This is a genomic window from Castellaniella sp. (assembly GCF_049671645.1).
Taxonomy (GTDB): Bacteria; Pseudomonadota; Gammaproteobacteria; order Burkholderiales; family Burkholderiaceae_B; genus Castellaniella.
Genome location: NZ_JBATVG010000017.1, coordinates 31,443 through 55,543 on the forward strand (window position 1 = coordinate 31,443; position 24,101 = coordinate 55,543).

General features: G+C 65.9%; 22 protein-coding genes. 17 read left to right on the top strand and 5 right to left on the bottom strand.

Annotation, left to right across the window (positions count from 1 at the left end; genetic code table 11):
- The first annotated feature begins 7 nt into the window (after positions 1-7).
- Positions 8-592 carry a hypothetical protein gene (locus WBG56_RS08115; protein ID WP_424267086.1) on the top strand — a complete coding sequence of 195 codons (585 nt, stop codon included), beginning with the start codon at positions 8-10 and terminating at the stop codon, positions 590-592.
- A 243-nt stretch (positions 593-835) separates the two neighbouring features.
- Positions 836-2,128 (top strand): aspartate carbamoyltransferase, encoded by a 1,293-nt coding sequence (locus WBG56_RS08120; RefSeq protein WP_424267088.1) that lies wholly within the window; start codon positions 836-838, stop codon positions 2,126-2,128.
- Positions 2,129-2,261: 133 nt separating this feature from the next.
- On the opposite strand, the gene WBG56_RS08125 is transcribed toward WBG56_RS08120, so the two are convergent.
- From WBG56_RS08125 to WBG56_RS08140, 4 genes are all read right to left on the bottom strand, one after another.
- The gene (locus WBG56_RS08125) at positions 2,262-3,167 is read right to left on the bottom strand and encodes a recombination-associated protein RdgC (protein WP_424267090.1); all 906 of its coding nucleotides are present in this window, start codon (positions 3,165-3,167) and stop codon (positions 2,262-2,264) included.
- 272 nt (positions 3,168-3,439) lie between these two features.
- Positions 3,440-5,068, bottom strand: coding sequence for an MFS transporter (locus WBG56_RS08130; protein WP_424267163.1), 1,629 nt, complete (start codon positions 5,066-5,068; stop codon positions 3,440-3,442).
- Between the two features lie 50 nt (positions 5,069-5,118).
- On the bottom strand, positions 5,119-6,579 hold the full coding sequence (locus WBG56_RS08135; RefSeq protein WP_424267092.1) for a sensor histidine kinase: 1,461 nt from the start codon (positions 6,577-6,579) through the stop codon (positions 5,119-5,121).
- Between the two features lie 7 nt (positions 6,580-6,586).
- A complete protein-coding gene (locus tag WBG56_RS08140; RefSeq protein ID WP_424267094.1) occupies positions 6,587-7,288 on the bottom strand; it encodes a response regulator in 702 nt (233 codons plus the stop codon).
- Between the two features lie 262 nt (positions 7,289-7,550).
- On the opposite strand from WBG56_RS08140, the gene recA reads away from it, so the two are divergent.
- Positions 7,551-8,624 (top strand): recombinase RecA, encoded by a 1,074-nt coding sequence (gene recA, locus WBG56_RS08145; protein ID WP_424267096.1) that lies wholly within the window; start codon positions 7,551-7,553, stop codon positions 8,622-8,624.
- Complete coding sequence (gene recX, locus WBG56_RS08150) at positions 8,614-9,111, top strand: recombination regulator RecX (protein WP_424267098.1); 498 nt, start codon at positions 8,614-8,616, stop codon at positions 9,109-9,111. Before recA ends, recX begins: the two co-directional genes overlap by 11 nt.
- A gap of 95 nt (positions 9,112-9,206) precedes the next feature.
- Here the strand turns inward: recX and WBG56_RS08155 are convergent, their stop codons facing one another.
- On the bottom strand, positions 9,207-10,121 hold the full coding sequence (locus WBG56_RS08155) for a LysR family transcriptional regulator (protein WP_424267100.1): 915 nt from the start codon (positions 10,119-10,121) through the stop codon (positions 9,207-9,209).
- A 102-nt stretch (positions 10,122-10,223) separates the two neighbouring features.
- Here WBG56_RS08155 and metE point away from each other — a divergent pair, with 102 nt between their 5' ends.
- The 13 genes from metE to WBG56_RS08220 all read left to right on the top strand — a co-directional run bounded on the left by metE (position 10,224) and on the right by WBG56_RS08220 (position 24,101).
- The gene (metE, locus tag WBG56_RS08160) at positions 10,224-12,521 is read left to right on the top strand and encodes a 5-methyltetrahydropteroyltriglutamate--homocysteine S-methyltransferase (protein WP_424267102.1); all 2,298 of its coding nucleotides are present in this window, start codon (positions 10,224-10,226) and stop codon (positions 12,519-12,521) included.
- A gap of 167 nt (positions 12,522-12,688) precedes the next feature.
- The gene (locus WBG56_RS08165; RefSeq protein WP_424267104.1) at positions 12,689-13,249 is read left to right on the top strand and encodes a DUF2889 domain-containing protein; all 561 of its coding nucleotides are present in this window, start codon (positions 12,689-12,691) and stop codon (positions 13,247-13,249) included.
- Positions 13,250-13,327: 78 nt separating this feature from the next.
- Positions 13,328-14,488, top strand: coding sequence for an ADP-forming succinate--CoA ligase subunit beta (gene sucC / locus WBG56_RS08170; RefSeq protein ID WP_424267106.1), 1,161 nt, complete (start codon positions 13,328-13,330; stop codon positions 14,486-14,488).
- A gap of 19 nt (positions 14,489-14,507) precedes the next feature.
- Entirely contained in the window at positions 14,508-15,389 is an 882-nt protein-coding gene (gene sucD / locus WBG56_RS08175) for a succinate--CoA ligase subunit alpha (protein ID WP_424267108.1), read from the top strand.
- Between the two features lie 147 nt (positions 15,390-15,536).
- On the top strand, positions 15,537-16,247 hold the full coding sequence (locus WBG56_RS08180) for a TerC family protein (RefSeq protein WP_424267165.1): 711 nt from the start codon (positions 15,537-15,539) through the stop codon (positions 16,245-16,247).
- Between the two features lie 104 nt (positions 16,248-16,351).
- On the top strand, positions 16,352-17,284 hold the full coding sequence (gene hemC / locus WBG56_RS08185) for a hydroxymethylbilane synthase (protein ID WP_424267110.1): 933 nt from the start codon (positions 16,352-16,354) through the stop codon (positions 17,282-17,284).
- Positions 17,285-17,288: 4 nt separating this feature from the next.
- Positions 17,289-18,071: a uroporphyrinogen-III synthase gene (locus WBG56_RS08190; protein ID WP_424267112.1), complete on the top strand. Its 783-nt coding sequence runs from the start codon at positions 17,289-17,291 to the stop codon at positions 18,069-18,071.
- 8 nt (positions 18,072-18,079) lie between these two features.
- Entirely contained in the window at positions 18,080-19,351 is a 1,272-nt protein-coding gene (locus tag WBG56_RS08195; protein WP_424267114.1) for a uroporphyrinogen-III C-methyltransferase, read from the top strand.
- Positions 19,352-19,360: 9 nt separating this feature from the next.
- Positions 19,361-20,839 carry a heme biosynthesis HemY N-terminal domain-containing protein gene (locus WBG56_RS08200; RefSeq protein ID WP_424267116.1) on the top strand — a complete coding sequence of 493 codons (1,479 nt, stop codon included), beginning with the start codon at positions 19,361-19,363 and terminating at the stop codon, positions 20,837-20,839.
- Positions 20,840-20,875: 36 nt separating this feature from the next.
- Complete coding sequence (ppa, locus tag WBG56_RS08205; protein WP_424267118.1) at positions 20,876-21,412, top strand: inorganic diphosphatase; 537 nt, start codon at positions 20,876-20,878, stop codon at positions 21,410-21,412.
- 169 nt (positions 21,413-21,581) lie between these two features.
- Entirely contained in the window at positions 21,582-22,280 is a 699-nt protein-coding gene (locus tag WBG56_RS08210) for a fumarylacetoacetate hydrolase family protein (protein ID WP_424267120.1), read from the top strand.
- Between the two features lie 287 nt (positions 22,281-22,567).
- Positions 22,568-22,798, top strand: a complete 231-nt coding sequence (locus WBG56_RS08215) for a hypothetical protein (protein WP_424267167.1) — start codon at positions 22,568-22,570, stop codon at positions 22,796-22,798.
- Between the two features lies 1 nt (position 22,799).
- The gene (locus WBG56_RS08220; protein ID WP_424267122.1) at positions 22,800-24,101 is read left to right on the top strand and encodes a hypothetical protein; all 1,302 of its coding nucleotides are present in this window, start codon (positions 22,800-22,802) and stop codon (positions 24,099-24,101) included.

Sequence of the window (24,101 nt, forward strand, 5' to 3'; positions counted from 1 at the left end):
CCTGACCATGAACTCACCAGAATGCACGACTCGTCTGCCATGGCGCCATCTGCGGATGGGACTGCTGTTATTGCTGGCGTGCGCGCTGTCGGCCTGCCAGACTGTGCCGGGATCTCGCGCAGGGGCGTCGGGCGCATCCAGCGCGACGACCGGCAGCCTGAGCGCTGCCAAGCCCACGCACACGGATCCGGTCCGTGCCGTGAATCCCAACCGCGAGGCCAGCGATCTGCGGGTATTCCTGGCCGATACGCGGCCGCATCCCGGCTGGACGCCTGTGCCCCTGAAACCGTCCGGCTTGTTGTATGTGCGCACGGACGCCATCATCGGCCGGGACGACCTGATGGGCATCCAGTCGGCCACTGATCAGTCGGGCGGCGGGGTGCTGGTCCTGATCCTGAAGGACGAGGGCCTGACCAAGCTGCGCAAGACGACTGCGGCCAATCCCGGGATGCGCCTGGCCTTGGTCGTCGGGCAACTGATGCTGGCGGCCCCCGCCTATGCGTCGCCCATCCGCGAGCAGCAGCTGGCCTTTGGCGTGGGTTCCGCCCGCAATGCGGATGTCGCCGCTCGTTCAGTGGCCGGGGTGCAATAAGGGAAGCCCCGGCGGGAAACTCCCGCTTGGCTGGGGTGATCGGCCGGCTTCGGCCCTGGCCCTGACTCTGGCCCTGCGGCTGGACGGTTGGATGGCTGGGATGCGATGGCTGAAACGCAACACTACCTGGATTGCCGGGCCGTGTTGCTTTTTGGCTGTTGCGTGCTCGTGAAATGATTTTCCGCTTGCGTTGATGTTGTGGATTCAGTGAAAATCTACGCATTGCGTATACAGGAGTCAATCGTGGCCGTTTCCCAACAAGTTTTCTTGCGTGACGCCATGCGTCGCCTGAACCTGACCCGCGATGTATTCGCCGCCCGTATCGGCGTCAAGCGCCGGGCGCTGGATACCTGGCTGCTGCCGGAAGGCTCCCAGGAATCCCGCGCCATGCCGGAGGTCGTGTCGCGCTTCGTGACCGAAATCGTGGAAAATGGCGCGCTGATGGAAAAGTATGCGCAAAGCGCGCAATCCGGCGCGCTGCGTGATCGCATCGCCATCGACAACAAGCACCAACTGCTGTCCGTGGATCAGTTCACGCGGGAATCCGTGGAAGAGCTGTGCCGCGTGGCGGATCTGATGCAGCCCATCGCCCGCCGCCAGAAGGTCTCGCGGGTGCTGGAGGGTGCGGTGCTGGGCAATTTGTTCTTCGAGGCCAGCACACGCACCCGGGTCAGTTTCGGAGCGGCATTCTGCCGATTGGGCGGTTCCGTCTGCGATACGACCGGTTTCACCTTCTCGTCCATGGCCAAGGGCGAATCCATCTATGACACCAGTCGCGTCATGAGCGGTTATGTGGACGCCATGGTGATCCGCCACCCGGAAAAAGGCTCGGTGGCGGAATTCGCCGCCGCCACCAATATCCCCGTGGTCAACGGCGGCGACGGCGCGGGCGAACACCCCAGCCAGGCGCTGCTCGACCTCTACACCATCCTGACGGAATTCTCCCGCCTGGGGAAACTGCTGGATGGCGCCCACATCGTCATGGCGGGCGACCTGAAATACGGCCGCACGGTGCATTCCCTGATCAAGCTGCTGGCCCTGTACCGGGGGCTGAAATTCACCCTGGTGTCGCCGCCCGGGCTGGAGATGCCGGACTATCTGCTGGAGACCGTCGGCAAGAACGGTCACGTGATCGAACAGACCCACGATCTGGCTGCCGGCCTGAAAGGCGCGGACGTGGTGTATGCGACCCGCGTGCAAAAGGAACGCTTCACCGGAGAGAGCCTGGAAGGCTACACGGCCGATTTCCAGGTCAATCGCGCCATCGTCGACGCTTGCTGCGGGCCGGACGTGATCGTCATGCACCCCCTGCCGCGCGACAGCCGGGAAGGCGCCCATGACCTCAGCACCGACCTGAACCACGATCCGCGCCTGGCGATCTTCCGCCAGACCGACAACGGCATCCCGGTGCGCATGGCGATCTTCGCCGTGCTGCTGGGGGTGGAAGGCCTGGTGCAACATTCGCTGCGCGACGTCACCTGGGCGCCGCCGTCCCACGTCGGCCCCGACGACAGCGTCTTCCACGGGATTGATTGACCTGAGCGGCATGCAGGCCGTAGGCGCCGCGAGGGGGATGAGCCTGGACGTAGGGCAGTCCCTGAGGACTGGCCTACGCCTCTACGCCTGACGAATCCGAGCGGCCAGCAGGCCGCGAGGTGGGCTTATGCCCTTATTTCGTATCCGCCCGCATGCCGCCCAGCGCCGTCACCAGATCGTCGAGCATGCGCGTCAACTCGCCCGACATCAGCGCGAAATCGGCCTCGAACTGTTCGGCTTCGTTGGCGGCCTGGGCGTCCTGGTGTTCCTTCAGCACATCCAGCGGGGCCACGCGTTTGATATCCAGGGTGTCCGTCAGCACGAAGGACACCCGGTCGTTCCAGGTCATCGCCAGGCGCGTGCATTGCTTGCCGGCCTGGATGTGGCGGCGCACTTCCTCGGCGTCCACCGTCTGGCGCACGTAGCGTACGGTAGCGCGGGACTCGCCCGTGGAACGCAGTTCGGTGTCCTGGTCGATCGTGAAACCGGCCGGGGCTTCGTCTTCGGTCAGCCACAGCGTCATGGCGGCGCCCGGCGACATCTCCACGTGCAGGGGCACGATGGGAAAGGGCGTCAGGGTCTTGGCCAGCAGGCCCAGAACTTCATCGCTGCGGGCGGTGGCAGCGGCGTCGATGGCGACCCAGCCATTGACCGTATCGATCCAGACGCGGGTGTCGTGGCCGATGACGAAAGCGCGCGGCAGCAGCTCCATCGTCATCTGTTCCTTGATTTCCTTCATCTGCTTGCGGCCGGGCTTGTAGCCCTGCTGTTCTTCGATCTGCTGGGCGCGGGCACGGCTGGCTTGATTGATCACCGTGCTGGGCAGCAGTTTCTTTTCGGTCTGCAGGCGCAGCAGGATCTGCCCGTGCTGGGCGTAGGCCAGACCGCTGTCATCCCGGGGCGGCAACCAGCCGGATACCTGGCTGTCCTGGCTACCGCCGGGCTGGAAGGCCAGGGGTTCCAGGGCGGCTTCCAGATCGGCGGCGGTCAGGGAGGCGTTGGGAGCGAGACGATAGAGCTTGAGATTCTTGAACCACATGGTCGTGTGCGGGTGGGCCGGCAAGCGGCAGTGAAAAGAGGGCTTTGATTGTACGCGATGCCTTGGGGGCGGCCCGGCGGCAAAAAAATGGCCCGGTATGTGAACCGGGCCAGGAGAAGCAGTCGTCCGCGCACAAAAAGGCTCGCGGGGGGTGCGGGGACGACGGAGCATCACGTCTGAACGGAGCCTGGACTCAAGGGGGAACAAGGGACCAGGGACCAACATTGATGCACATCAAAATTCTAAATGATGATCCCTGACGGTACTCTGAATCACAAAGCATCCAGGTCGTTATGCCGGGTTTCCCGGATGAAGAGCATGCCGATTACCAGCGTCATGGCGCAGATGATGATGGGGTACCACAGGCCGTCGTACATATTGCCGGTGGTCGCCACCGTGGCGAAGGCCACTGGCGGCAGGAAGCCGCCGAACCAGCCATTGCCGATATGGTAGGGCACGCTCATGGATGTATAGCGGATGCGGGTGGGGAACATTTCCACCAGCATGGCCGCAATGGGCCCGTAGACCATCGTGACCTGCAGGACCAGAAAGAACAGCAGCAGGAGCACCATGGCGTAGTTGATCTGCGAAGGATCCGCGTGGGCGGGATAGCCGTGGCTGCGAACGGCCTTGCGCAGCGTGTTTTGCAGCGCGGTGCTGCGTCGCGCGAACTCGGCGCGCGGCAGCACAGTCCCTTCGAAGGCATCCACACGCTCGTCGCCGATCAGCGCGTAGGCCACGGTGCCGGCGGGCGCGGCCTGGTTGATGTAATGCACCGAATGGCTGGCCATGAAGGCCTTGAGCAGATCGCAGGAGCTGGTGAACGAGGCGATCCCCACGGGGTTGAACTGCAGCGAACAGTTGCCGGGGTCGGCCACCACGTAGACGGGCGCCTGGCGCTGGGCGCGTTCCAGCGCCGGATTGGCATAGTGCGTCAGGCCCTTGAAGACCGGGAAATAGCTGAGACAGGCGATCAGGCAGCCGGCCATGATGATGGGCTTGCGGCCGATCCGGTCCGACAAGGCGCCGAAGACCAGGAAGAAGGGGCAGGCCAGCAGCAGCGACAGCGCCACCAGGATGTTGGCGATGTTGGAATCCACCCCCAGGGTTTCCGTCAGGAAGTACAGCGCGTAGAACTGACCGGTGTACCAGACGACGGCCTGGCCGGCCGTCAGGCCAATCAGCGCCAGCAGGATCAGGCGCAGGTTGGGCCAGCGGCCGAAGGCTTCCTTGATGGGCGCGCGGGAAATCAGGCCTTCGGATTTCATCCGCGTGAAGGCCGGGGATTCGTGCAGGCGCAGGCGGATCCAGACGGAAATCACCAGCAGCAGCACGGAAATCAGGAAGGGCAGGCGCCAGCCCCAGGATTCGAAGGCTTCCTGGCCCAGAGTGGCCCGGGTGCCCAGCACCACCACCAGCGACAGGAACATACCGGTGGTGGCTGTGGTCTGGATCCAGCTGGTGAAAAAGCCGCGCCGGTGATTGGGGGCGTGTTCGGCCACATAGACGGCCGCGCCGCCGTACTCCCCGCCCAGGGCCAGGCCCTGCAGCAGGCGCAGCAGCAGCAGGATCATGGGGGCGGCGGTGCCGATCGATGCGGACGAGGGCAGGACCCCCACCAGGAAGGTGGACAGGCCCATGATCAGGATGGATACGACAAAGGCGTATTTGCGCCCGACCATGTCACCCAGGCGGCCGAAGACCAGGGCGCCGAACGGGCGTACGGCGAAGCCGGCGGCGAAGGTCAGCAGGGCGAAGATGAACCCCGCCGTGGGGTTCACGCCGGAGAAGAAGTGCTGGGCGATGATGGCGGCCAGCGATCCATAGACGTAGAAGTCATACCATTCGAAGACGGTTCCCATGGACGAGGCCAGGATGACCCTGCGTTCTTCGTGGGTCATGGGCCGCCGGGAATCATCCAGGGGATCGGGCGTCATGAAGGAGGAGCGGGTCATGTGCGGGTCCTGGGGACGTGATCGCGTGGGAAGGAGACTCGCAGTCGCGTGCCGGCGCTGACCGGGTCGCGATGGTTGCCGGGTGGCAGGAAGGCGATGTCGGCCTGGTGGTGTTCGGCGACTTCGCGCACGATCGCCAGCCCCAGGCCGCTGCCCTCGGCCTCGTGGCCGAGGATGCGGTAGAAGCGGTCGAAGACCCGGGACTGTTCTTCAGGTGGGATGCCGGGGCCGGTGTCCTGCACTTCCAGGCAGACCCGGTCGCCATCGGGCAGCGCCCGCACCGTGACCTGGCCGCCGGCCGGGGTGTACAGCAGGGCGTTGTCGATCAGGTTGTTCAGCAGCTCGCGGATCATGGTGCGATTGCCGAACACCGGCAAGGCTTCTTCGGGGGATTCGAAACCCAGATCGATGCCGCGCTGCAGGGCGGCTTCCACCCATTCGCCCGTGCCTTCGGCGGCCAGCTCGTGCAGGTCCAGCTGTTCGGTCGTGCGGGATTGGGTGGGGTCCAGGGATTCGGCGCGCGCCAGCAGCAGCAATTGGTTGACCAGGCGCGTGGCGCGCTGGGACCCGGTGATCAGCTGTTCCAGGCTTTCGCGCATGCGGGCAGGTTCCTGTTCGCGCAGGGCGATTTCGCATTGCGTGCGGATGCCGGCCAGCGGGGTCTTCAGCTGGTGGGCGGCGTTGGCGACGAAGCGCCGTTGGGATTCGATGGATGCGGACAGGCGCTGGAGCACGTTGTTCATGGCGGCGATCAGCGGCACGATCTCAGCCGGAGCCAGGTCGTCCCGGATGGGGGACAGGTCGCTGGGTTTGCGCCGGCGCATATGTTCCTGCAACAGGCTTAAGGGCTCCAGGCCTTGCGTCAGGCCCAGGCCGGCCAGCATGGCCGCCAGCGGCAGGATGATCAACTGCGGGGTCAGCATGCCGGTCAGGATTTCCTGCTGCAGGGTGGCGCGGGCTTCGCCGGGTTCGGCCACCACGGTCAGGAAGCCGGTGCCGTCGCGGTCGCGCCCCCCCCAGAGGTAAGCCATGCGGATGGATTGGTGGTCCAGCGTGGCATTGCGGTAGCGGATCTGGTCGATGTCGTAGGTCCAGTTCTCCGGGGTGGGGATGTTGGGGTCGCCGGCGATCAGGTGGCCGTTGGCATCCAGGATCTGCCAGGTGGTGGGGGTGTCGTCGCCGCCGCCCGCCAGGACGGTTCGGGCCGATTCGGACAGGGCGATGCCGGTGGCCAGGCGTTGCTGTTCGACCTCGTGGCGCAGCAGGCGCAGATGGCTGGCCAGAGTGCGGTCATAGGGCGAGTTGGCGATGTTCAGGGAAATGAAGTAGGTGATGAGGATGCCGATGGACCACAGCACGAACAGCGGCACGATCATCCACATCAGGATGCGGCCCAGCAATGTGGAATGGCGCCGCCGGCGACGCCGTGCGTGGGCGGGACGCTGGTCCGCGAACATGGGGGCGTCAGCCGGCGGTGGCCGTGTCGGCCGCCTGGTTGCGATTCTCCGGTTCCAGGCAGTATCCCAGCCCGCGCACCGTCAGGATGCGGATGTCGGCGGGTTCGATTTTCTTGCGCAGGCGGTGGATGTAGACTTCGATGGCATTGGTGGTGACTTCTTCACCCCATTCGCACAGCAGGTCGACCAGTTGATGCTTGCTGATCATGCGGCCGCTGCGTGACAGGAAGATCTCCAGCAGGCTGGTTTCGCGGGCCGACAGTTCGACAGGCGCATCGTCGATCGTGGCGATCCGGCCGTTCAGATCGAAGGTCAGGCGGCCGTGGTGCAGCACCGATGCGCGGGCGCCGCCGTGGCGGCGGATCAAGGCGCGCACCCGGGCTTCGAGTTCACTGAGCGCGAAGGGCTTGGACATGTAGTCGTCGGCGCCCAGGTCCAGGCCCTCCACGCGCTGTTCGATGGAATCGGCGGCGGTCAGGATCAGGACGGGCAGGGGGGTGCCGCGCTGGCGCAGCTTGCGCAGCACCGACAGGCCGCTCATCCGGGGCAGGCCCAGGTCCAGGATCAGCAGATCGAAGGTCTGCAGCTGCAGGGCGGAATCGGCGCTGGATCCGTCGTGGACCACGTCCACGGCGTAGCCGTCGTAGCGCAGTGATCGGGATAGCCCGTCCGCGAGAATACTGTCGTCCTCGGCAATCAGGATACGCATGGCGGGATTGACATCCAGGGAAGCAGGGATGGGGCGGCGAGGATCCCTCGGCACCCCTGACGTGGCGGATTGTCGCATGGCCGCGCCGGACCGTCATTTAGGGTTAACGATGGAGCGCCGCGCCGCGCGGAGCGCGGGTCTGGCGGAGCCGGAAAGCATGCGCGCCGGGACGTAAGCATCACATCTGGGTTTTTATACAGTATAATTTAATGCCATAATTTCTCCCATGTCATCTTCAGCTCCCAGTAAAAGGAAACCCCCCATGGACGAACGCACCGGCAAGGCCACCCCCGAACGCGCCAAGGCGCTGGCCGCCGCGCTGTCGCAGATCGAAAAGCAATTCGGCAAAGGCTCCATCATGCGCTACGGCGACAATCAGATCGAACATGACATCCAGGTCGTGTCCACTGGTTCGCTGGGGCTGGACATCGCCCTGGGCGTAGGCGGTCTGCCGCGTGGCCGGGTGGTCGAAATCTACGGCCCGGAATCGTCCGGCAAGACCACCCTCACTCTGCAGGTCATCGCCGAAATGCAGAAAATCGGCGGCACCTGCGCCTTCATCGATGCCGAACACGCGCTCGATGTCCAGTATGCGGCGCGGCTGGGGATCAATCTGGAAGACCTGCTCATCTCCCAGCCCGACACTGGTGAACAGGCCTTGGAAATCACCGACGCCCTGGTGCGCTCCGGCTCCGTCGACCTGATCGTCATCGACTCGGTGGCCGCCCTGGTGCCCAAGGCCGAAATCGAAGGCGACATGGGCGATTCCCTGCCTGGCCTGCAGGCCCGCCTGATGAGCCAGGCGCTGCGCAAACTGACCGCCACGATCAAGCGCGCCAATTGCATGGTGATCTTCATCAATCAGATCCGCATGAAGATCGGCGTCATGTTCGGCAACCCCGAAACCACCACGGGCGGCAACGCGCTGAAATTCTATTCCTCGGTGCGCCTGGATATCCGTCGCATCGGATCCATCAAAAAGGGCGACGAGGTCGTCGGCAACGAAACCCGCGTCAAGGTCGTCAAAAACAAGGTCGCTCCCCCGTTCAAGCAGGTCGAGTTCGACATCATGTACGGCGCGGGCATTTCGCGCGAAGGCGAAATCATCGATCTGGGCGTGCAGGCGGGCCTCGTCGACAAGGCCGGCGCGTGGTACAGCTATAACGGCGACCGCATCGGCCAGGGCAAGGACAATGTCCGCGACTACCTGAAGGAACATTCCGATCTGGCCTTTGAAATCGAGAACCGGGTGCGGGAACACCTGGGGATCGCGCTGCGGGCCGCGCCTGCCGGCGGTTCCGCCGCCGCAGCTGCCCTCCCGCAGGATGGCGAATGACCCCTCCCGTCGGGGCCCCAGCCTGAAAGCACGGGCTGTGGCCTATCTGTCCAGGCGGGAACATTCCCGCCTGGAATTGCAGCGCAAACTGTCCGCCTATAGCGACGACCCGGCGGAAATCGAAGCTGTCCTGGACGATCTGCAGCGAACCCATTGGCAGTCCGACCAACGCTACGCCCAGGCCTACGTGCACCGCACCGCCGGGCGACAGGGCGCCCAGCGCATCCTGGGGGCCCTGCGTCAGCAGGGGGTGGCCGACGAACAACTGGCCGGCCTGCAGGACACTCTGCGCGCAACTGAATCCGAACGCGCCCGGGCCGTCTGGGGGCGAAAGTTTTCCGCGCCGCCCCAGGACGCCCGAGACTATGCCCGGCAATACCGTTTTCTGGCAGGGCGCGGGTTTTCCAGCGACGTGATCCGGCGTGTGCTGTCCGATCGAGGCCGTTCCGACGGCTTTGATTGCGACGATTCCCCAGGGGATCTCTGAACCGGTCGTCGCGTCGCGGGCGTCTGCGGATTCGGGCGGCCTGCGGCGTTGTGCATCCTCGGGATGGCGGCCTGGGCTGACCCGGTCCGGGCGGATCAACCCGCGTGACGGATTCCTGGCAGCGTGTCGAAACACGTGCGCCGGGCCTGTTCCAGAAAGGCCTGTACATAAGCGGTATCCGTATCTTCCGTCCGGATGCCGGCCTGCAGGGTGCGCCAGATGCCGTCATCCAGCCGGCAGATGTGCAGGCCGGGCAGGTCGCGATATTCCTCCAGCGCCCAACTGGGCAGAGCGGCCACACCGCGCCCGCTGGCGACCAGTTGCACGATCATCGGGGTCAGTTCCGCCGTGCGGATGCCTGCGGGCTCGATCCCGGCCGGGTCCAGGAATGCGGTGAAGACATCCAGCCGGCCGCGCTCCACAGGATAGGTGATCAGGATCTGGTCGCGCAGGTCCTCGGCTTCGATCCGGCGGGCCGTGCCCAGCGTCCCCTGGCTGGAAACCGCCAGCACCAGTTCATAGGCGAACAGCGGGGCGTAGTGCACGCCGTCCAGCATCTCCGGGTCCGACGTGATCACCACGTCCAGGTCGCCTCGGCCCAGGGCGGGCAGGGGGGCGAAGGAAAATGCGGCCGACAGGTCCAGGGAAACTTCCGGCCAGTCTTTGCGGAAGGCGTCCAGGGTGGGCATCAGCCACTGGAAGCAGGAATGGCAATCGATGGCGACGTGCAGCCGCCCGGCCTGTCCCGCCGACAGGCGCCGCAACTCCAGTTCGGTCGCCCGGATGCGCGGCAGCACGTCTTCGGCCAGGGCCACCAGGCGCAAGCCCGCCGTGGTCAGCCGGGCGGGGCGCGTGCGCCGGTTCAGCAGCGGCGTTTGCAGGCGGACTTCCAGATCGCGCAACTGGTGCGACAGGGCGGACTGCGTCAGGTGCAGGCGTTCGGCCGCTTCCTGCAGGCTGCCGCCGTCCCTGATGGCCAGCAAGGTTTCCAGATGCCGGACTTCTATCATGAATTTCCTTCATGTTATGGGTGCGGGATTTGATTTTTTATTTTCATATCTCCCATGCACAATACTGTTCATTGAATATTTTTAATGTTATCAGGATTGATCATGACTGTAATTCATAATCTTGGCTTTCCGCGTATTGGCGCCGCTCGAGAACTGAAACGGGCGCAGGAAGCGTACTGGGCCGGCAAGGCCGATCGGGACAGCCTGTTGGACGCCGGTCGCGAACTGAGGGCCCGCCATTGGCAGGTGCAGGCGCAGGCAGGCTTGCAATGGGTGCCGGTGGGCGATTTCGCCTGGTACGACCATATTCTGGAATGGACCACCTTGCTGGGCGCGGTGCCGGCCCGCTTCGGCCAAGCGGACGACGCCCCTGTCGAGCTGGACACGCTGTTTCGCATGGCGCGCGGTCGCGCGCCGTCCGGCACCCCGGCGGCCGCCTGCGAAATGACCAAATGGTTCGATACCAACTACCACTACATCGTGCCGGAACTGCATCCGGGCCAGACCTACCGGATCGCGCGGGAGTCCCTGTTCGAGCAGGTGTCCGAGGCGCAGGCGCTGGGGCACCGCGCGCGCCCCGTGATCCCGGGGCCGCTGACCTGGTTGTGGCTGGGCAAGGGCGATGCCTTCGCACAGGGCGCCTCGGACACGGGCAAGCTCGCTTTGCTGGCGGCCTTGCTGCCTGTCTACGAGCAGGTGTTGCAGCGCCTGGCCGCGCAAGGGGTGGATTGGGTGCAGATCGACGAGCCGATCCTGGCGCTGGACCTGCCGCCCGCCTGGCGCAAAGCGTTCGCGGAGGTCTACGCCCGCCTGGCGGCGCAGGGCCCCAAGGTCCTGCTGGCCACCTATTTCGGCGGCCTGGGCGACAATCTGGAGACTGCCTGCGCATTGCCCGTGCAGGGGTTGCACGTGGACCTGGTCCGGGCGCCCGGGCAGTTGGAGGCGGTGCTGTCGGGCCTGCGGGACGATCAGGTGCTGTCGCTGGGGGTGATCGACGGGCGCAATGTCTGGCGCGCCGATCTGGACCGTGTCCACGCCCGGATCGAGGCCGCCGCTACCCGGCTGAAGGAACGGCTATGGCTGGCGCCATCGTGCTCCTTGCTGCACACCCCGATCGATCTGTCCCTGGAAACCGGGCTGGATGCCGAATTGCGCAGCTGGCTGTCCTTCGCCATCCAGAAGCTGGATGAACTGCATCTGCTGCAGGTTCTGGTCGATGGCGCGCCCGATGCCGAGGATCGGCTGGCGCTGGATGCGGCCCGCCAGGCCGTGCGCGATCGCATTGCGTCGACCCGCATCCATCGGGCGGACGTGGCGGGCCGGCTGGCGGATTCCGCCGCGCTTGGCCGTGAGCGCACGCCATTTGCCCGGCGCATCCGCAGCCAGCAGCAGCGCCTGGGCCTGCCGGCCTTCCCGACCACCACGATCGGTTCCTTCCCGCAGACTCCGGACATCCGGGCGTTGCGCCGAGACTGGCGTTCCGGCGCCTTGGGCGACGCCGCTTATGAAAAGGCCATCCGCGAGGAAATCGAGCGCGTCATCCGCTTCCAGGAAGACATCGGCCTGGACGTGCTGGTGCACGGCGAGCCCGAGCGCAACGACATGGTGGAATACTTCGGTGAGCTGCTGGCCGGCTTTGCCTTCACCGCGTATGGCTGGGTGCAGAGCTATGGGTCGCGCTGCGTCAAGCCGCCGCTGATCTATGGCGACGTGGCCCGCCTGGCGCCCATGACGGTCGGCTGGTCGTCCTATGCGCAATCCCTGACCGACAAACCGGTCAAGGGCATGCTGACCGGGCCGGTGACCATTCTGCAGTGGTCTTTCGTGCGCGACGACCAGCCGCGGGACCAGACCTGCCGCCAGATCGCCCTGGCCTTGCGCGACGAGGTCCAGGACCTGGAGCAGGCCGGGATCACCGTCATCCAGATCGACGAGCCTGCTTTCCGCGAGGGCCTGCCGCTGCGCCGGGGCGACTGGGCCGCCTACCTGGGCTGGGCCGTGGACAGCTTCCGCCTGTCCACCAGCGGGGTGCGCGACGACACGCAGATCCACACCCACATGTGTTATTCGGAATTCAACGACATCATCCAGGCGATCGCCGCCATGGATGCGGACGTGATCACCATCGAAACGTCGCGCTCGAACATGGAGCTGCTGGGCGCGTTCGAGGACTTCGCCTATCCGAACGACATCGGCCCCGGGGTGTATGACATCCATTCGCCCAATGTGCCCAAGGAAGACTGGATGGTGGACCTGATGCGCAGGGCGGCCCAGCGCCTGCCGGCCGAACGGTTGTGGGTCAATCCGGACTGCGGCCTGAAGACCCGCGCCTGGCCGGAGACGCGCGCGGCCCTGGAATCCATGGTGCATGCGGCCAGGACCCTGCGCGAGGCTGCCTGACGGCCGCGCGGTGAAGCCGCCGGATCCTCCGCGCTGCGCCGGGCGCGGCGCGCGCATTCGGGCCCGCGCCGGCGGTTCTGGGCGCGGGCTTCATAAGCGGATGCTTATGCACGGTATAATCGAAAGGTTAAACAGATTCTGGCTTCGTTCTAGCCTTTCGCATTCCCATGCCCTTGTCCGCGCCGGCGTGCCCCCGTCAACCCTTGCATACGCGATCCATTCGCGTGCAGTCCTATGCCCGGGACGACGGTCTGTGGGACCTGGAAGCCGAGCTCATCGATACCAAGGCCTACGACTTTCCGATGCATGATGGGCACGTCCATGCGGCGGGCTCCCCGATCCATCACATGCACCTGCGCATCACCATCGATGCGCAATTCACCATCACGGACGCGCAGGCTGCCTACGATGCGGCGCCCTACGGCGAATTCTGCAGCGCCATCGCCCCCGATTATCGGGATCTGATCGGCCTGAATCTGCTCAACCAGTTCCGCAAGCACGTGCGCGAGCGCTTCGGCCGCACGGCCGGCTGCACGCACGTCACCGAACTCACCAACGTTCTGCCCACGGCGGCCGTCCAGACCATGGCGGGCCGGCGGCGGCAGAATCCAGACGGCCAGCGCCCCTTCCAGCTGGACGGCTGCCACGCGCTCCGGGTGGATGGGCCGGTGGTGCGCAAGCATTACGCGCCCTGGTATGTCCCCTCGGATCCGCATCATGAAGGCTAGACTTCCGGGCCTGGCCCAGGCCTGTGGTCCGAAACGGCCCGCGGGTGGTTTTCTTTTTTCTTCACTGACAGGTAACTCATGAAAATTCACGAATATCAAGGCAAGGAATTGCTGAAGAAGTTTGGCGTGACTGTCCCGCGTGGCATCCCCGCGTTTTCGGTCGACGAGGCCGTGGCCGCGGCTGAAAAGCTGGGCGGGCCCGTCTGGGTCGTCAAGGCGCAGATCCATGCCGGTGGTCGTGGAAAGGGCGGCGGCGTGAAGCTGGCCAAGTCGCTCGACGAGGTCAGGACTTTGGCCGGCCAGATCCTGGGCATGCAGTTGATCACGCACCAGACCGGCCCGGAAGGCCAGAAAGTGCGCCGCCTGTACATTGAGGACGGCGCCGACATCCAGAAGGAATACTACCTGTCCGTCGTGACCGACCGCGCCACCCAGAAAGTGGCCTTCATCGCGTCGAGCGAGGGCGGCATGGACATCGAGGAAGTCGCCCATTCCTCCCCCGAGAAGATCATCACCGTGCAGGTCAATCCCCTGACGGGTTTCTCTCAAGCCGATGGCGACACGCTGGCCAAGGGTGTCGGCATGCCCGCCGATTCCGTGGCCCAGTTCATCGACGTGTGCCAGAAGCTCTACACGTGCTACATGGAAACCGATGCCTCGCTGGTTGAAATCAACCCCCTGAATCGCGACAGCAAGGGCAACATCATCGCCCTCGACGCGAAGTTCAACTTCGATTCCAACGCGCTGTTCCGCCACCCCGAAATCGTCGAATACCGCGACCTGGACGAGGAAGATCCCGCCGAGATCGAGGCCAGCAAATTCGACCTGGCCTATATCCAGCTGGACGGCAACATCGGCTGCCTGGTCAATGGCGCGGGCCTGGCCATGGCGACCATGGACACGATCAAGCTCTTTGGCGGCGAGCCGGCCAACTTCCTGGACGTGGGCGGTGGCGCCACGGCGGAAAAGGTCACCGAAGCCTTCAAGATCATGCTCAAGAACAAGGGTGTCAAGGCCATCCTGGTCAACATCTTCGGCGGCATCATGCGCTGCGACGTGATCGCGGAAGGCGTGATCGCGGCCTGCAAGGCGGTCAACCTCAGCGTGCCGCTGGTGGTCCGCATGCGCGGCACCAACGAAGAACAGGGCAAGAAGATGCTGGCGGCCTCGGGCCTGCCCATCATCAGCGCTGACACCATGGCCGAAGCCGCGACCGCTGCCGTCGCCGCTGCGAAATAAGCATTACAGGGAATAGAACATGTCGATTCTGATCAACAAGGACACCAAGGTCATCACCCAGGGGATCACCGGCAAGACCGGTCAGTTCCATACCCGCATGTGCCGTGAGTACGCCAACGGCCAGGCCGCGTTCGTCGCCGGGGTGCACCCGAAAAAGGCCGGCCAGGACTTCGAGGGCGTTCCCATCTACGCTTCCGTGAAGGACGCCAAATCGGCCACGGGCGCGACCGTCTCCGTCATCTACGTGCCGCCCGCGGGCGCCGCGGCCGCCATCTGGGAGGCCGTCGAGGCCGATCTGGATCTGGCGATCTGCATCACCGAAGGCATTCCCGTGCGCGACATGCTGGAAGTGCGCAACCGCATGCGGGCTGAAAACCGCAAGACCCTGCTTCTGGGCCCCAACTGCCCGGGCCTGATCACGCCCGACGAAATCAAGATCGGCATCATGCCGGGCCACATCCACCGCAAGGGCCGCATCGGCATCGTCAGCCGTTCCGGCACCTTGACCTACGAAGCCGTGGCTCAGGTCACGGAACTCGGCCTGGGCCAGTCCAGCGCCGTGGGTATCGGCGGCGATCCGATCAATGGTCTGAAGCACATCGACGTGCTGAAGATGTTCAATGACGATCCGGACACGGATGCGGTCATCATGATCGGCGAAATCGGCGGCCCCGACGAAGTCAACGCGGCTCAGTGGGCCAAGGACAACATGAAAAAGCCCGTGGTCGGCTTCATCGCGGGCGTCACCGCCCCGGCCGGCAAGCGCATGGGTCACGCCGGCGCCCTGATTTCGGGCGGCGCCGACACGGCCGATGCCAAGCTGGAAATCATGGAAGCCTGCGGGATCCGCACGACGCGCAATCCCTCGGAAATGGGCAAGCTGCTCAAAACCGTGCTGTAATGTTCTCGTGCTGACGAGGCGCCAGGCCTTGCCTGGCCCTCGTGTGAAAAAGGCCCGCCAGGCGGGCCTTTTTCACGGCCGCGTCGTTCCCGCCGAGGGGTGGGCGCGGCCTGTCCATGGATTCAAAAGAATAGGATTTCAGACATGCTGCTGGCTTGGCTGGAGCAACTGCATTGGGGAGCGGTGCTGCAGATTGTCCTCATTGATATTTTGCTGGGGGGCGACAATGCCGTCGTGATTGCCCTGGCGTGCCGCAAACTGGAACACCGGCGCCGCCTGCAGGGCATTTTATGGGGTACGGCCGGGGCCATCGTGCTGCGGGTCACCCTGATCGCCTTTGCCTTGGCGCTGCTGACGGTGCCCTATCTGAAGATCGCGGGCGCCGTCCTGCTGCTGTGGATCGGCATCAAACTGATGCAGCCCGACGATGAAACCCACGACTCAGTGACCGGCGCGACGTCGATCTGGGCGGCCGTGCGCACGATCATTGTGGCGGATTTCATCATGAGCCTGGATAATGTCGTGGCCATCGCAGCCGCGGCCCAGAACACCATTGCGGACCACCAGGTTCTGTACGTGGCTTTCGGCCTGTTGCTCAGCGTGCCCATCATCGTCTGGGGCAGCACCCTGGTGCTCAAGCTCATCGATCGTTTCCCGCTCCTGGTCACGTTCGGGGCGGGGCTGCTGGGCTGGATCGCCGGCGGCATGCTGGTCACGGACATCGCTCTGGACCCTTGGCTGGGCCGGGTGGATGCGCCGGTCGGATTGATCGCGGAAATTGCCGGTGCGGCGCTGGTCGTGGCGGCGGGCCTGTGGTGGGCGCGGCGTCGTTCGGCGCGGACGCAGGCACAGGAATAGGTTTTGCCCATGAAATTGAAACGTCCCTCTTTGCTTCAGGTTCTGGTGGCGTTGGCCGCCATTGGCCTGATTGCCCGTTTGCTGCTTTCCAGGATAACGCTGTGATGCCTTCCACCCCTGAAAAACTCGTGATTGCCACGCGGGCCAGCCGCCTGGCGCTATGGCAGGCTCGTCATGTGCAGGACCGCCTGCGACAGTTGTACCCGGACTGCCGGGTGGAACTGCTGGAAATGACCACGCGAGGCGACCAGATCCTGGATCGCACCCTGTCCAAGGTCGGCGGCAAGGGGCTGTTCGTCAAAGAGCTGGAAACCGCGCTGCTCGATGGGCGCGCGGACCTGGCCGTGCATTCCCTGAAAGACGTGCCCGTCGAGCTGCACGATCCTTTTACGCTGGCCGCGATCCTGGACCGGGCCGATCCCTGCGACGCGCTGGTGTCCAACACCGCCGCCAGCCTGGATGACCTGCCGGCCGGAGCCGTCGTGGGGACATCCAGCCTGCGCCGCGAAGCGCAATTGCGGGCCCGGTATCCCGAATTGGTGGTCAAGCCCCTGCGCGGCAATCTGGATACTCGCTTGTCCAAGCTGGACCGGGGCGATTATGCCGCCATCGTGCTGGCGGCCGCCGGCCTGCAGCGCCTGGGGTTGGGGGATCGGGTCCGGGCCACGCTGCCTGTGGATCTCAGCCTGCCGGCGGCCGGGCAAGGCGCCCTGGGCATCGAAACCTTGGCGGCGCGGACGGATCTCCGCGCCTGGCTCGCGCCGCTGGCCAGTGCGGATACCACGGCCTGCGCCCTGGCGGAACGCGCCGTGTCCCGTGCTTTGGGGGGGTCGTGCCAGGTGCCTCTGGCGGCTTATGCCGTGTTGCAGGCCGATGGCCTGTGGCTGCGGGCGCTGGTCGCCGAGCCGGATGGCAGCCGGGTGCTGCGGGCCCAAGGGCGGGGTGCCGCCGATCAGGCGCAGGCGCTGGGCGCTGCGGTGGCGCAGGACCTTCTGGGCCAAGGCGCCAGCGACATCCTGGCTCGCTTATCCGTCTGACCCCATGAATGACCAGCCATCCGCCGTCCAGGTGCTGCTGACGCGCCCCAGGGGGCGCAACGAAGCGCTGGCGCAGGCGCTGTGCCAGGCGGGGCTGGCGGTCACCGAGGCTCCCGCCCTGGCCATTGAATGGCTGGACACTCCGCGTCCGCCCGCGCACCCCGGAAACCTGTTCATTTTTGTCAGCGGGCAGGCGGTTGCCGCATATTTTTCGGTCCAGGCGGCCCCTTGGCCGCCCGATGCCTGGGCCGGGGCCGTAGGGGATGCCACGGCCCAGGCCTTGCGGGCGCACGTGCCGCCGGCCCGGATTCTATCCCCCGCCGATGATCTGCCTCCCGATTCCGAGTCCTTGCTGGCGATGATCCAGTCGCAGGCCTTGCCGGCAGGGCGGGCGCACATCCTGCGGGCGCAGCAGGGCCGGGATTGGCTGGCGGATCGGTTGCGCCAACTGGGTTGGCAGGTGACGTGCCATGCCTTGTACCGGCGTGATCCCTGTTTGTGGGATGCCGCCATCTGCGCCCGGCTGGCGGCCCCGGAACCTTTGGTGCTGCTGTTGACCAGCCTGGAGGCGCTGACGGCGATCGAGGCCAGCCTGCAGGCCTGCGGGCTGGACTGGCCGCGGGTCTTGCACGTGGTCACGCTGCACGAACGCATCGCGCGCCGTTTACAATATCGGTACGCTGACCGGCCGGATGGGGTGTTGCACGTCACGCTCAGCAGTCCCGATGGGGCTGCCTTGTTTCAGGCTATAGTGGCAGCATCCCGACAGCTTTCCCGAAGGACCTGAACGCCGTCATGAGCGAATCCGATCACAGCACGCCGTCTTCTTCCCCTGATTCCGCCTCGCCGACATCGGCCCCGGCCAGCGCGCAGGCCGCGCCGCGCCAGCCCAGCGGCATCGGGCGCATGCTGCTGGTGGTGCTGATCCTGCTGGCCCTGGTGCTGGGGGCGGCGCTCTACGAACAAAACCGCCAGTACCGCGTCCTGCAGGCTGATTTTCAGCGGCAGCACAGCGAAAATTCCCAGTTGATCCAGGACGCCCGCAGCCAGGCGGCCCAGGCCTTGTCGATGGCTCGCGAGCAGGCGGCGCAGGTCGAAGACCTGCGCAACACGCTGGATGCCACCAGCAATCAGGTGCAGGAACTGGACCAGGCCTTGCAACTGGTGACCGACAGCGGCTCCGATCTGCTGCTGCTCAACGACATCGACCATCTGGTCACCATCGCCCAGCAGCAACTGTCGCTGGGCGGCAACGTCGCCAACGCCATCATTTCCCTGGAAGCGGCCCAGGCCCAGCTGGCACGGGCCAACCGTCCCAACCTGGCGGCTTTGCAGCAGTCCATCAACGGCGACCTCGACCGTCTGCGGGCGGTGGCCACCATCAATCTGCCCGCCCTGTCAGCGCAACTGGACCAGTTGTCCGGTCTGATCGGCAGCGCGCCTCTGCTGGTGCCCGACACGGTGGCGACGGCCGGCCCGGCCGCAGCCGCGCCCTCGGCCCCGCCGGCCGGGGCTGCGGCGGGGCAGGATGCCGGCGCCGCGTCTTCGACAGGGTGGCAGGGCATGCTGCAGGACGGTTGGCACTGGACGCGGGATGCCGCGGCCCAGGTCGGCCAGGACCTGCGCGGCCTGTTCGATGTCCGCAGGGTGGATGATTCCGCCGCCTTGCTGATGTCTCCCGACCAGGCGCTGCGGTTTCGCGAAGGCCTGAAACAACGGGCGGTGACCGCGCAGCTGGCGCTCATGATGCACCAGTCGCGCATCTGGAAGACCGAACTCGACCGGGTCGCACGGGCCATTGATCAGCGCTACGACATGCGGTCGGAATCTTCCCGCCAGGCCCTGAAACTGGTCCGCGCCCTGCTTGATACACCCATCGAGGTCGCGCTGCCCACCCTGGACAACAGCCTGGCGGCCATCGCCGCCGCGAGGGATGCCGAAACGGCCCAGGATGACAGCGCCGCCCCCGATGATTCGGAAGGCGCGCCCGATGCTCCCGCCCAAGATCCGGCCGATCCCGCCGTTCAGACGCCCGCCGCCGCGCCCACGGGCGCCGGCGCGGTCTGACAGGGAGACATGATGCGATCCTGGATCTGGACCCTGATTCTGCTGGCGGCCGCAGTGGCGCTGGCCCTGACGGTGCATGACCATGGCGGCAACGTCATCATCGTGGCCCAGCCGTGGAGGCTGGAGTTGTCCTTGCCGCTGGCCGTGGTGCTGATGCTGGTGGCGTTCGTGGCCTTGCATTGGCTGTTGCGTCTGCTGCGCTGGATGGGCAACAGCCCGGACCGCCTGCGGGCCTGGCGCGGCCGGCGGGCCCAGCGCCGGGATGTCGAGCTGCTGGAGCGCGGCTGGATCAATGTGCTGGAAGGCCGCTACGTGCAGGCGGAAAAAGACCTGTCCAGCCTGTTGGCGCGCACCCGTTCGGCCGACCGCAAGGTCCTGGCCGGGCTCAGCGCAGCCAGGGCCCTGCATCTGCTGGGCGAATATGTCCGCCGCGACCAGACCTTGCAGCTGGCCCAGGATGCGGCCGGCCAGGACGGCCGCCTGCGGCAGGCGGTCGACACAGTCACGGCTGAAATGCTGCTGGACCAGAATCGCGCCCAGGAAGCCCTGGATCTGCTGGAGCCCCTGCAGGACGCTTCTTCCCGGTTCCTGCATGCCACGCGGCTGCTGCTGCGGGCGCATCGTCAGTTGGGTCACGCGGATCGCGTCTATGCCCTGACGCGGCTGTTGTTGCGGCGCAGCGCCATCGATGAGACCCAGGCGCGGCTGTTCATCTGCGAATCGGCTGCCCAGCGGCTGGATGTCGTCGATGCCGCCGGCTGGGACGCCCTCTGGGGCGACCTGACCGCCGATGAACGTCTGACGCCCGTGGTGGCGCTGGCCGGCGCCCGGGCCCAGGCACGCCTGGGTCGCCCCGCCGAGGCCGCCCGCATCCTGGAAGCCGCCCTGAACCGTCAGATCGACGACCGACTGCTGCGAGCCTATGCGCTGTGCGATGCGGAACAGGCCCGCCAGCGCCTGGGCCATGCCGAATTGTGGCTGAAATCCCATCCCGATCATGCCGGCCTGCTGGCGGCATTGGGCCAGCTCTGCCTGTCGGCCCAGCTCTGGGGGCAGGGGGCGCATTACCTGGAACGCAGCCTCGCGCTGCGGGCCGATATCCACATCCATGCCTTGCTGGGCAATCTGCACGACGCCCTGGGCCACCCGGATCAGGCCTTGCGGCACTGGCGCCAGGCCTGCGAGGCGGCGGATGCCGAATTGCCGCAGATCCAGCGGCCGCTGCCGGCGGCCGATACCCGGGGCGATCCGCAATTCCTGCAGGGTCTGCGGGACGTGGATGCGCCGCCCCCCGACGTGCCGGTGGCGGCCAGCGGCGCCTATCTGCAGGATGCCGCCGACGAGATCCTGGAAGCCGTGCCGGCCCCCGCCGCACCGTCATCCGCGTCGCGCCCGGCGCCGTCCGCCCCCGAGGACGACTATTTCGACACGGCCCCCATCCCGGGGGTGGACATGTCGTTGACGTCCGACCGTAGCGGGCAAAAATAAATTCTATTTCGTGGAACAAGCAACCAAGGAACTTTTATGAGCCTAGATCGTGTGCCGTCCGGCGACAAGCTGCCTGAAGAATTCAATGTGGTCATCGAAATCCCGATGAACGCGGACCCCGTCAAGTACGAGGTCGATAAAGCCAGCGGCGCGGTCTTCGTCGACCGCTTCATGCTGACGGCCATGCACTATCCCTGCAATTACGGCTACATCCCCCAGACCCTGTCCGAGGACGGCGATCCCGTGGACGTGCTGGTGATCGCGCCGTTCCCGGTGCAGGTGGGGTCCGTGATCCGCTGCCGCGCCCTGGGCGTGATGAACATGGAAGACGAAGCCGGCAAGGACGCCAAACTCCTGGCCCGCCCGGTGGACAAGCTCTATCCCCCGTACCGCCACATCGAATCGACGGCGGATCTGCCCGCCGAGGAACTGCAGCGCATCCAGCATTTCTTCGAGCACTACAAGGACCTTGAAAAGGGCAAGTGGGTCAAGGTGCAGGGCTGGTCGGGCCTGGATGCAGCCAAGCAGGAAATCCGCGCTTCCGCTGCCCGCTACGAACAAGGCAAGGCCTGATCCCAGGGCCGCAAGGGCATCCGCCCGGTTCTGGCGCTCCGTGATCGATTGATCGAACGGGCCGCCGATCCGGGCTTTTTTGCCGCCGGGCCGCCCCAAGGCAAAAAGCGCCCCCTCGGGGGGCAGCAAGCCAAAGGCGCAGCGTGGGGGCTTTTCTGGAGCAATCCTCATGGAAGAGACAGTCATTCCCCGTCCGGATCCGGCATCCCTGGCAGTGCGGGGTAGCGCGGCCCGGTTTCCGATCCGCCGCATCTATTGCGTGGGCCGCAACTATGCGGATCACGCCCGCGAGATGGGAGCCACCGGCCGCGAACCGCCGTTTTTCTTCGGCAAGCCCGCGGATGCGGCCCTGAATGTGGCGGACGGCGCCGAAGGAGTGCTGCCGTATCCGCCGGCCACTCATGATCTGCATCATGAAGTCGAACTGGTGGCGGCTTTGGGCGCCGGTGGACGGGATCTGACGGAGGACCAGGCAGCGCGCGCCATCTGGGGCTATGCCATCGGGCTGGACATGACCCGTCGCGACCTGCAGGCCGAGGCAAAAAAGGCCGGGCGCCCCTGGGACACCGCCAAGGGCTTCGATCACGGCGCCGTACTGGGCCCCGTGCATCCGATCGCCGAGACCGGCCCGATGATCTCCGGGCGCATCACGCTGTCGGTCAACGGAAAGCCGCGTCAATCGGGCGATCTGTCGGACATGATCTGGTCCATTCCGGAAGCGATCGCCTATCTGTCCACGCTCTTCGAACTGAAGGCGGGCGACCTGATCTTCACCGGCACCCCGGCGGGTGTCGGCGCCGTGGCGGCGGGAGACCGGTTGCGCGGCGAAATCCAGGGCCTGGGGGCCTTGCAGGTGCGTATCGCCTGATACCGGCAGGCACGAAGGCGGCCCGGCGTCCAGCGGATTTAGGGCGTTTGGCTGCTTTTACCCCAGACGGAAAGTGCGAATAGGCGGCGCGGGCGGGGCGGGGCACACTGGGCTCCTGTCCTGTTTCGCCGGAGTCCGCCATGTCCGCCTGTTCCCGCCGTTTGCTCTTGTCGTTTCTACGTCCGGGCGTTGCCGGGCGCGGTTGTCGCCAGGCAGCGCCTGGGCCACGGCCTTTCGCGCGGCCACGCTGCCGCCAGGCGGCGCATGCGCGTCAGCGCGGCCAGGCCATGGTCGAGTACGTCATTGTGGTGGCCCTGGTCGCCGTGGCCGCGATTGCCGTCTACCAGCTGTTCGGCCAGGTCATCCGGGCGCAGACGGCCGCCATGGCGCGGGAAATCGCCGGCGAAGACGGCAGTGAACAATCCCGCATGGCCCAGACCGCCGCGGAATCCGCCGCATCGCAGGCGGCTGCCAAGAGCCTGAAATCCTTTACCGGCAATGCGGCGGCGGGCCAGTAGCATGGCGGGCCTTCGTTCCCAACGCGGGCAGGTATTGGTGCTGGGCATGCTGTTGGCCGCTGTGCTCGGTCTGGCATGGCTGCGCTATTTCGCCACGGGGCAGGTGACCGCCGCGAAGGCTCGGATGGTGCATGGCCTGGATGCCGCCGCCTATAGCGGGGCGCTGGTTCAGGCGCGCACCCTGAATTTCCTGTCCTATCTGAATCGCGCCCAACTGGCCCATCAACTGGCCATGGCGCACCTGCTGACGCTGGGCGGTTGGGCGCATTACGGGGGGACACAGGCCCGGCGCCTGGCGCAGGGCAATCCGCCGGCGTATCTGATCGGCATGCTGTTCGGGGCGCAACAGGGTCGGGCCTATCTGGCGGCGGCGAGTGCGCTCGGGCTGGATCTCCAGGCGCGGCCGGGCGGCGCCTTGGCGCAGGCCTTTGCAGCCCATGAAGCCTTTGTCCATGACTATGCCCAGGACCTATCCCGCGCTCTGGCGCAAGGCCTGCCGCAAGCGCGCCTGGATGCGATCCGGGCCGTGCTGGCCGCCCATTATCCCGACCGGCCTGTTCAGCATATGCAGCCACGGATATCCCACGATACCTGGCCTGCGCTGCTGCGCCAGCATCCGCCCGATGCCGCCTTGTTCGACCTGGTGCGGAGCATTGCCGGCCTGTACGCCTTTCTGGAGCCGCGCAATGCCACGGCGCAAAATGCCTGGTCGGTGGACGCGCGCTGCCCGGGGCTGAGACACGAACTGCGCCGCCGAGGCGGCACCGAGCTGGATGCGTCGGGGCGCTGGCAGTCGGGGGATACGCAGTCCTTCCACGCCGTGCGGTCCAACCGCTGGGTGGGCTGTTATTACCGCGAATATGCCATGGGCTGGGCCTGGATGCCTTCCCAGCCGGGTCAGGCCATCAGCGCCGAACACGCCGATGACGCCCCGGCGGATTTTTCCGGGCAGGATTTCTGGCGCTGGGTGCAGGCCTCGACGCAATGGGATCTGCTGGGCCGGCAGGCGAATCCGCTGGCCAATTCCTATGCCATGCAATATCGCCAGCAATGGCCTTCACGCGGACTGGCGGGATATCTGGACGTCGATTCCAAGGCCGGGCCGCAGGCCACGGCTGGCTTTGTCGTCCATTTGACGCTGCCAGATGCCGCCGGCATGCCGGTCCATGCCCGCAGCGCGGCGGAAACCCTGTTTTCCCGTCCCGTGCCCCGGACCGACGGTGCGGCCGAAGCCGCCAATCTGTTTCATCCTTATTGGCAGGCGCGGTTGGCCCGGCCGCTATTGCCCCTTCCCGGAGACTGA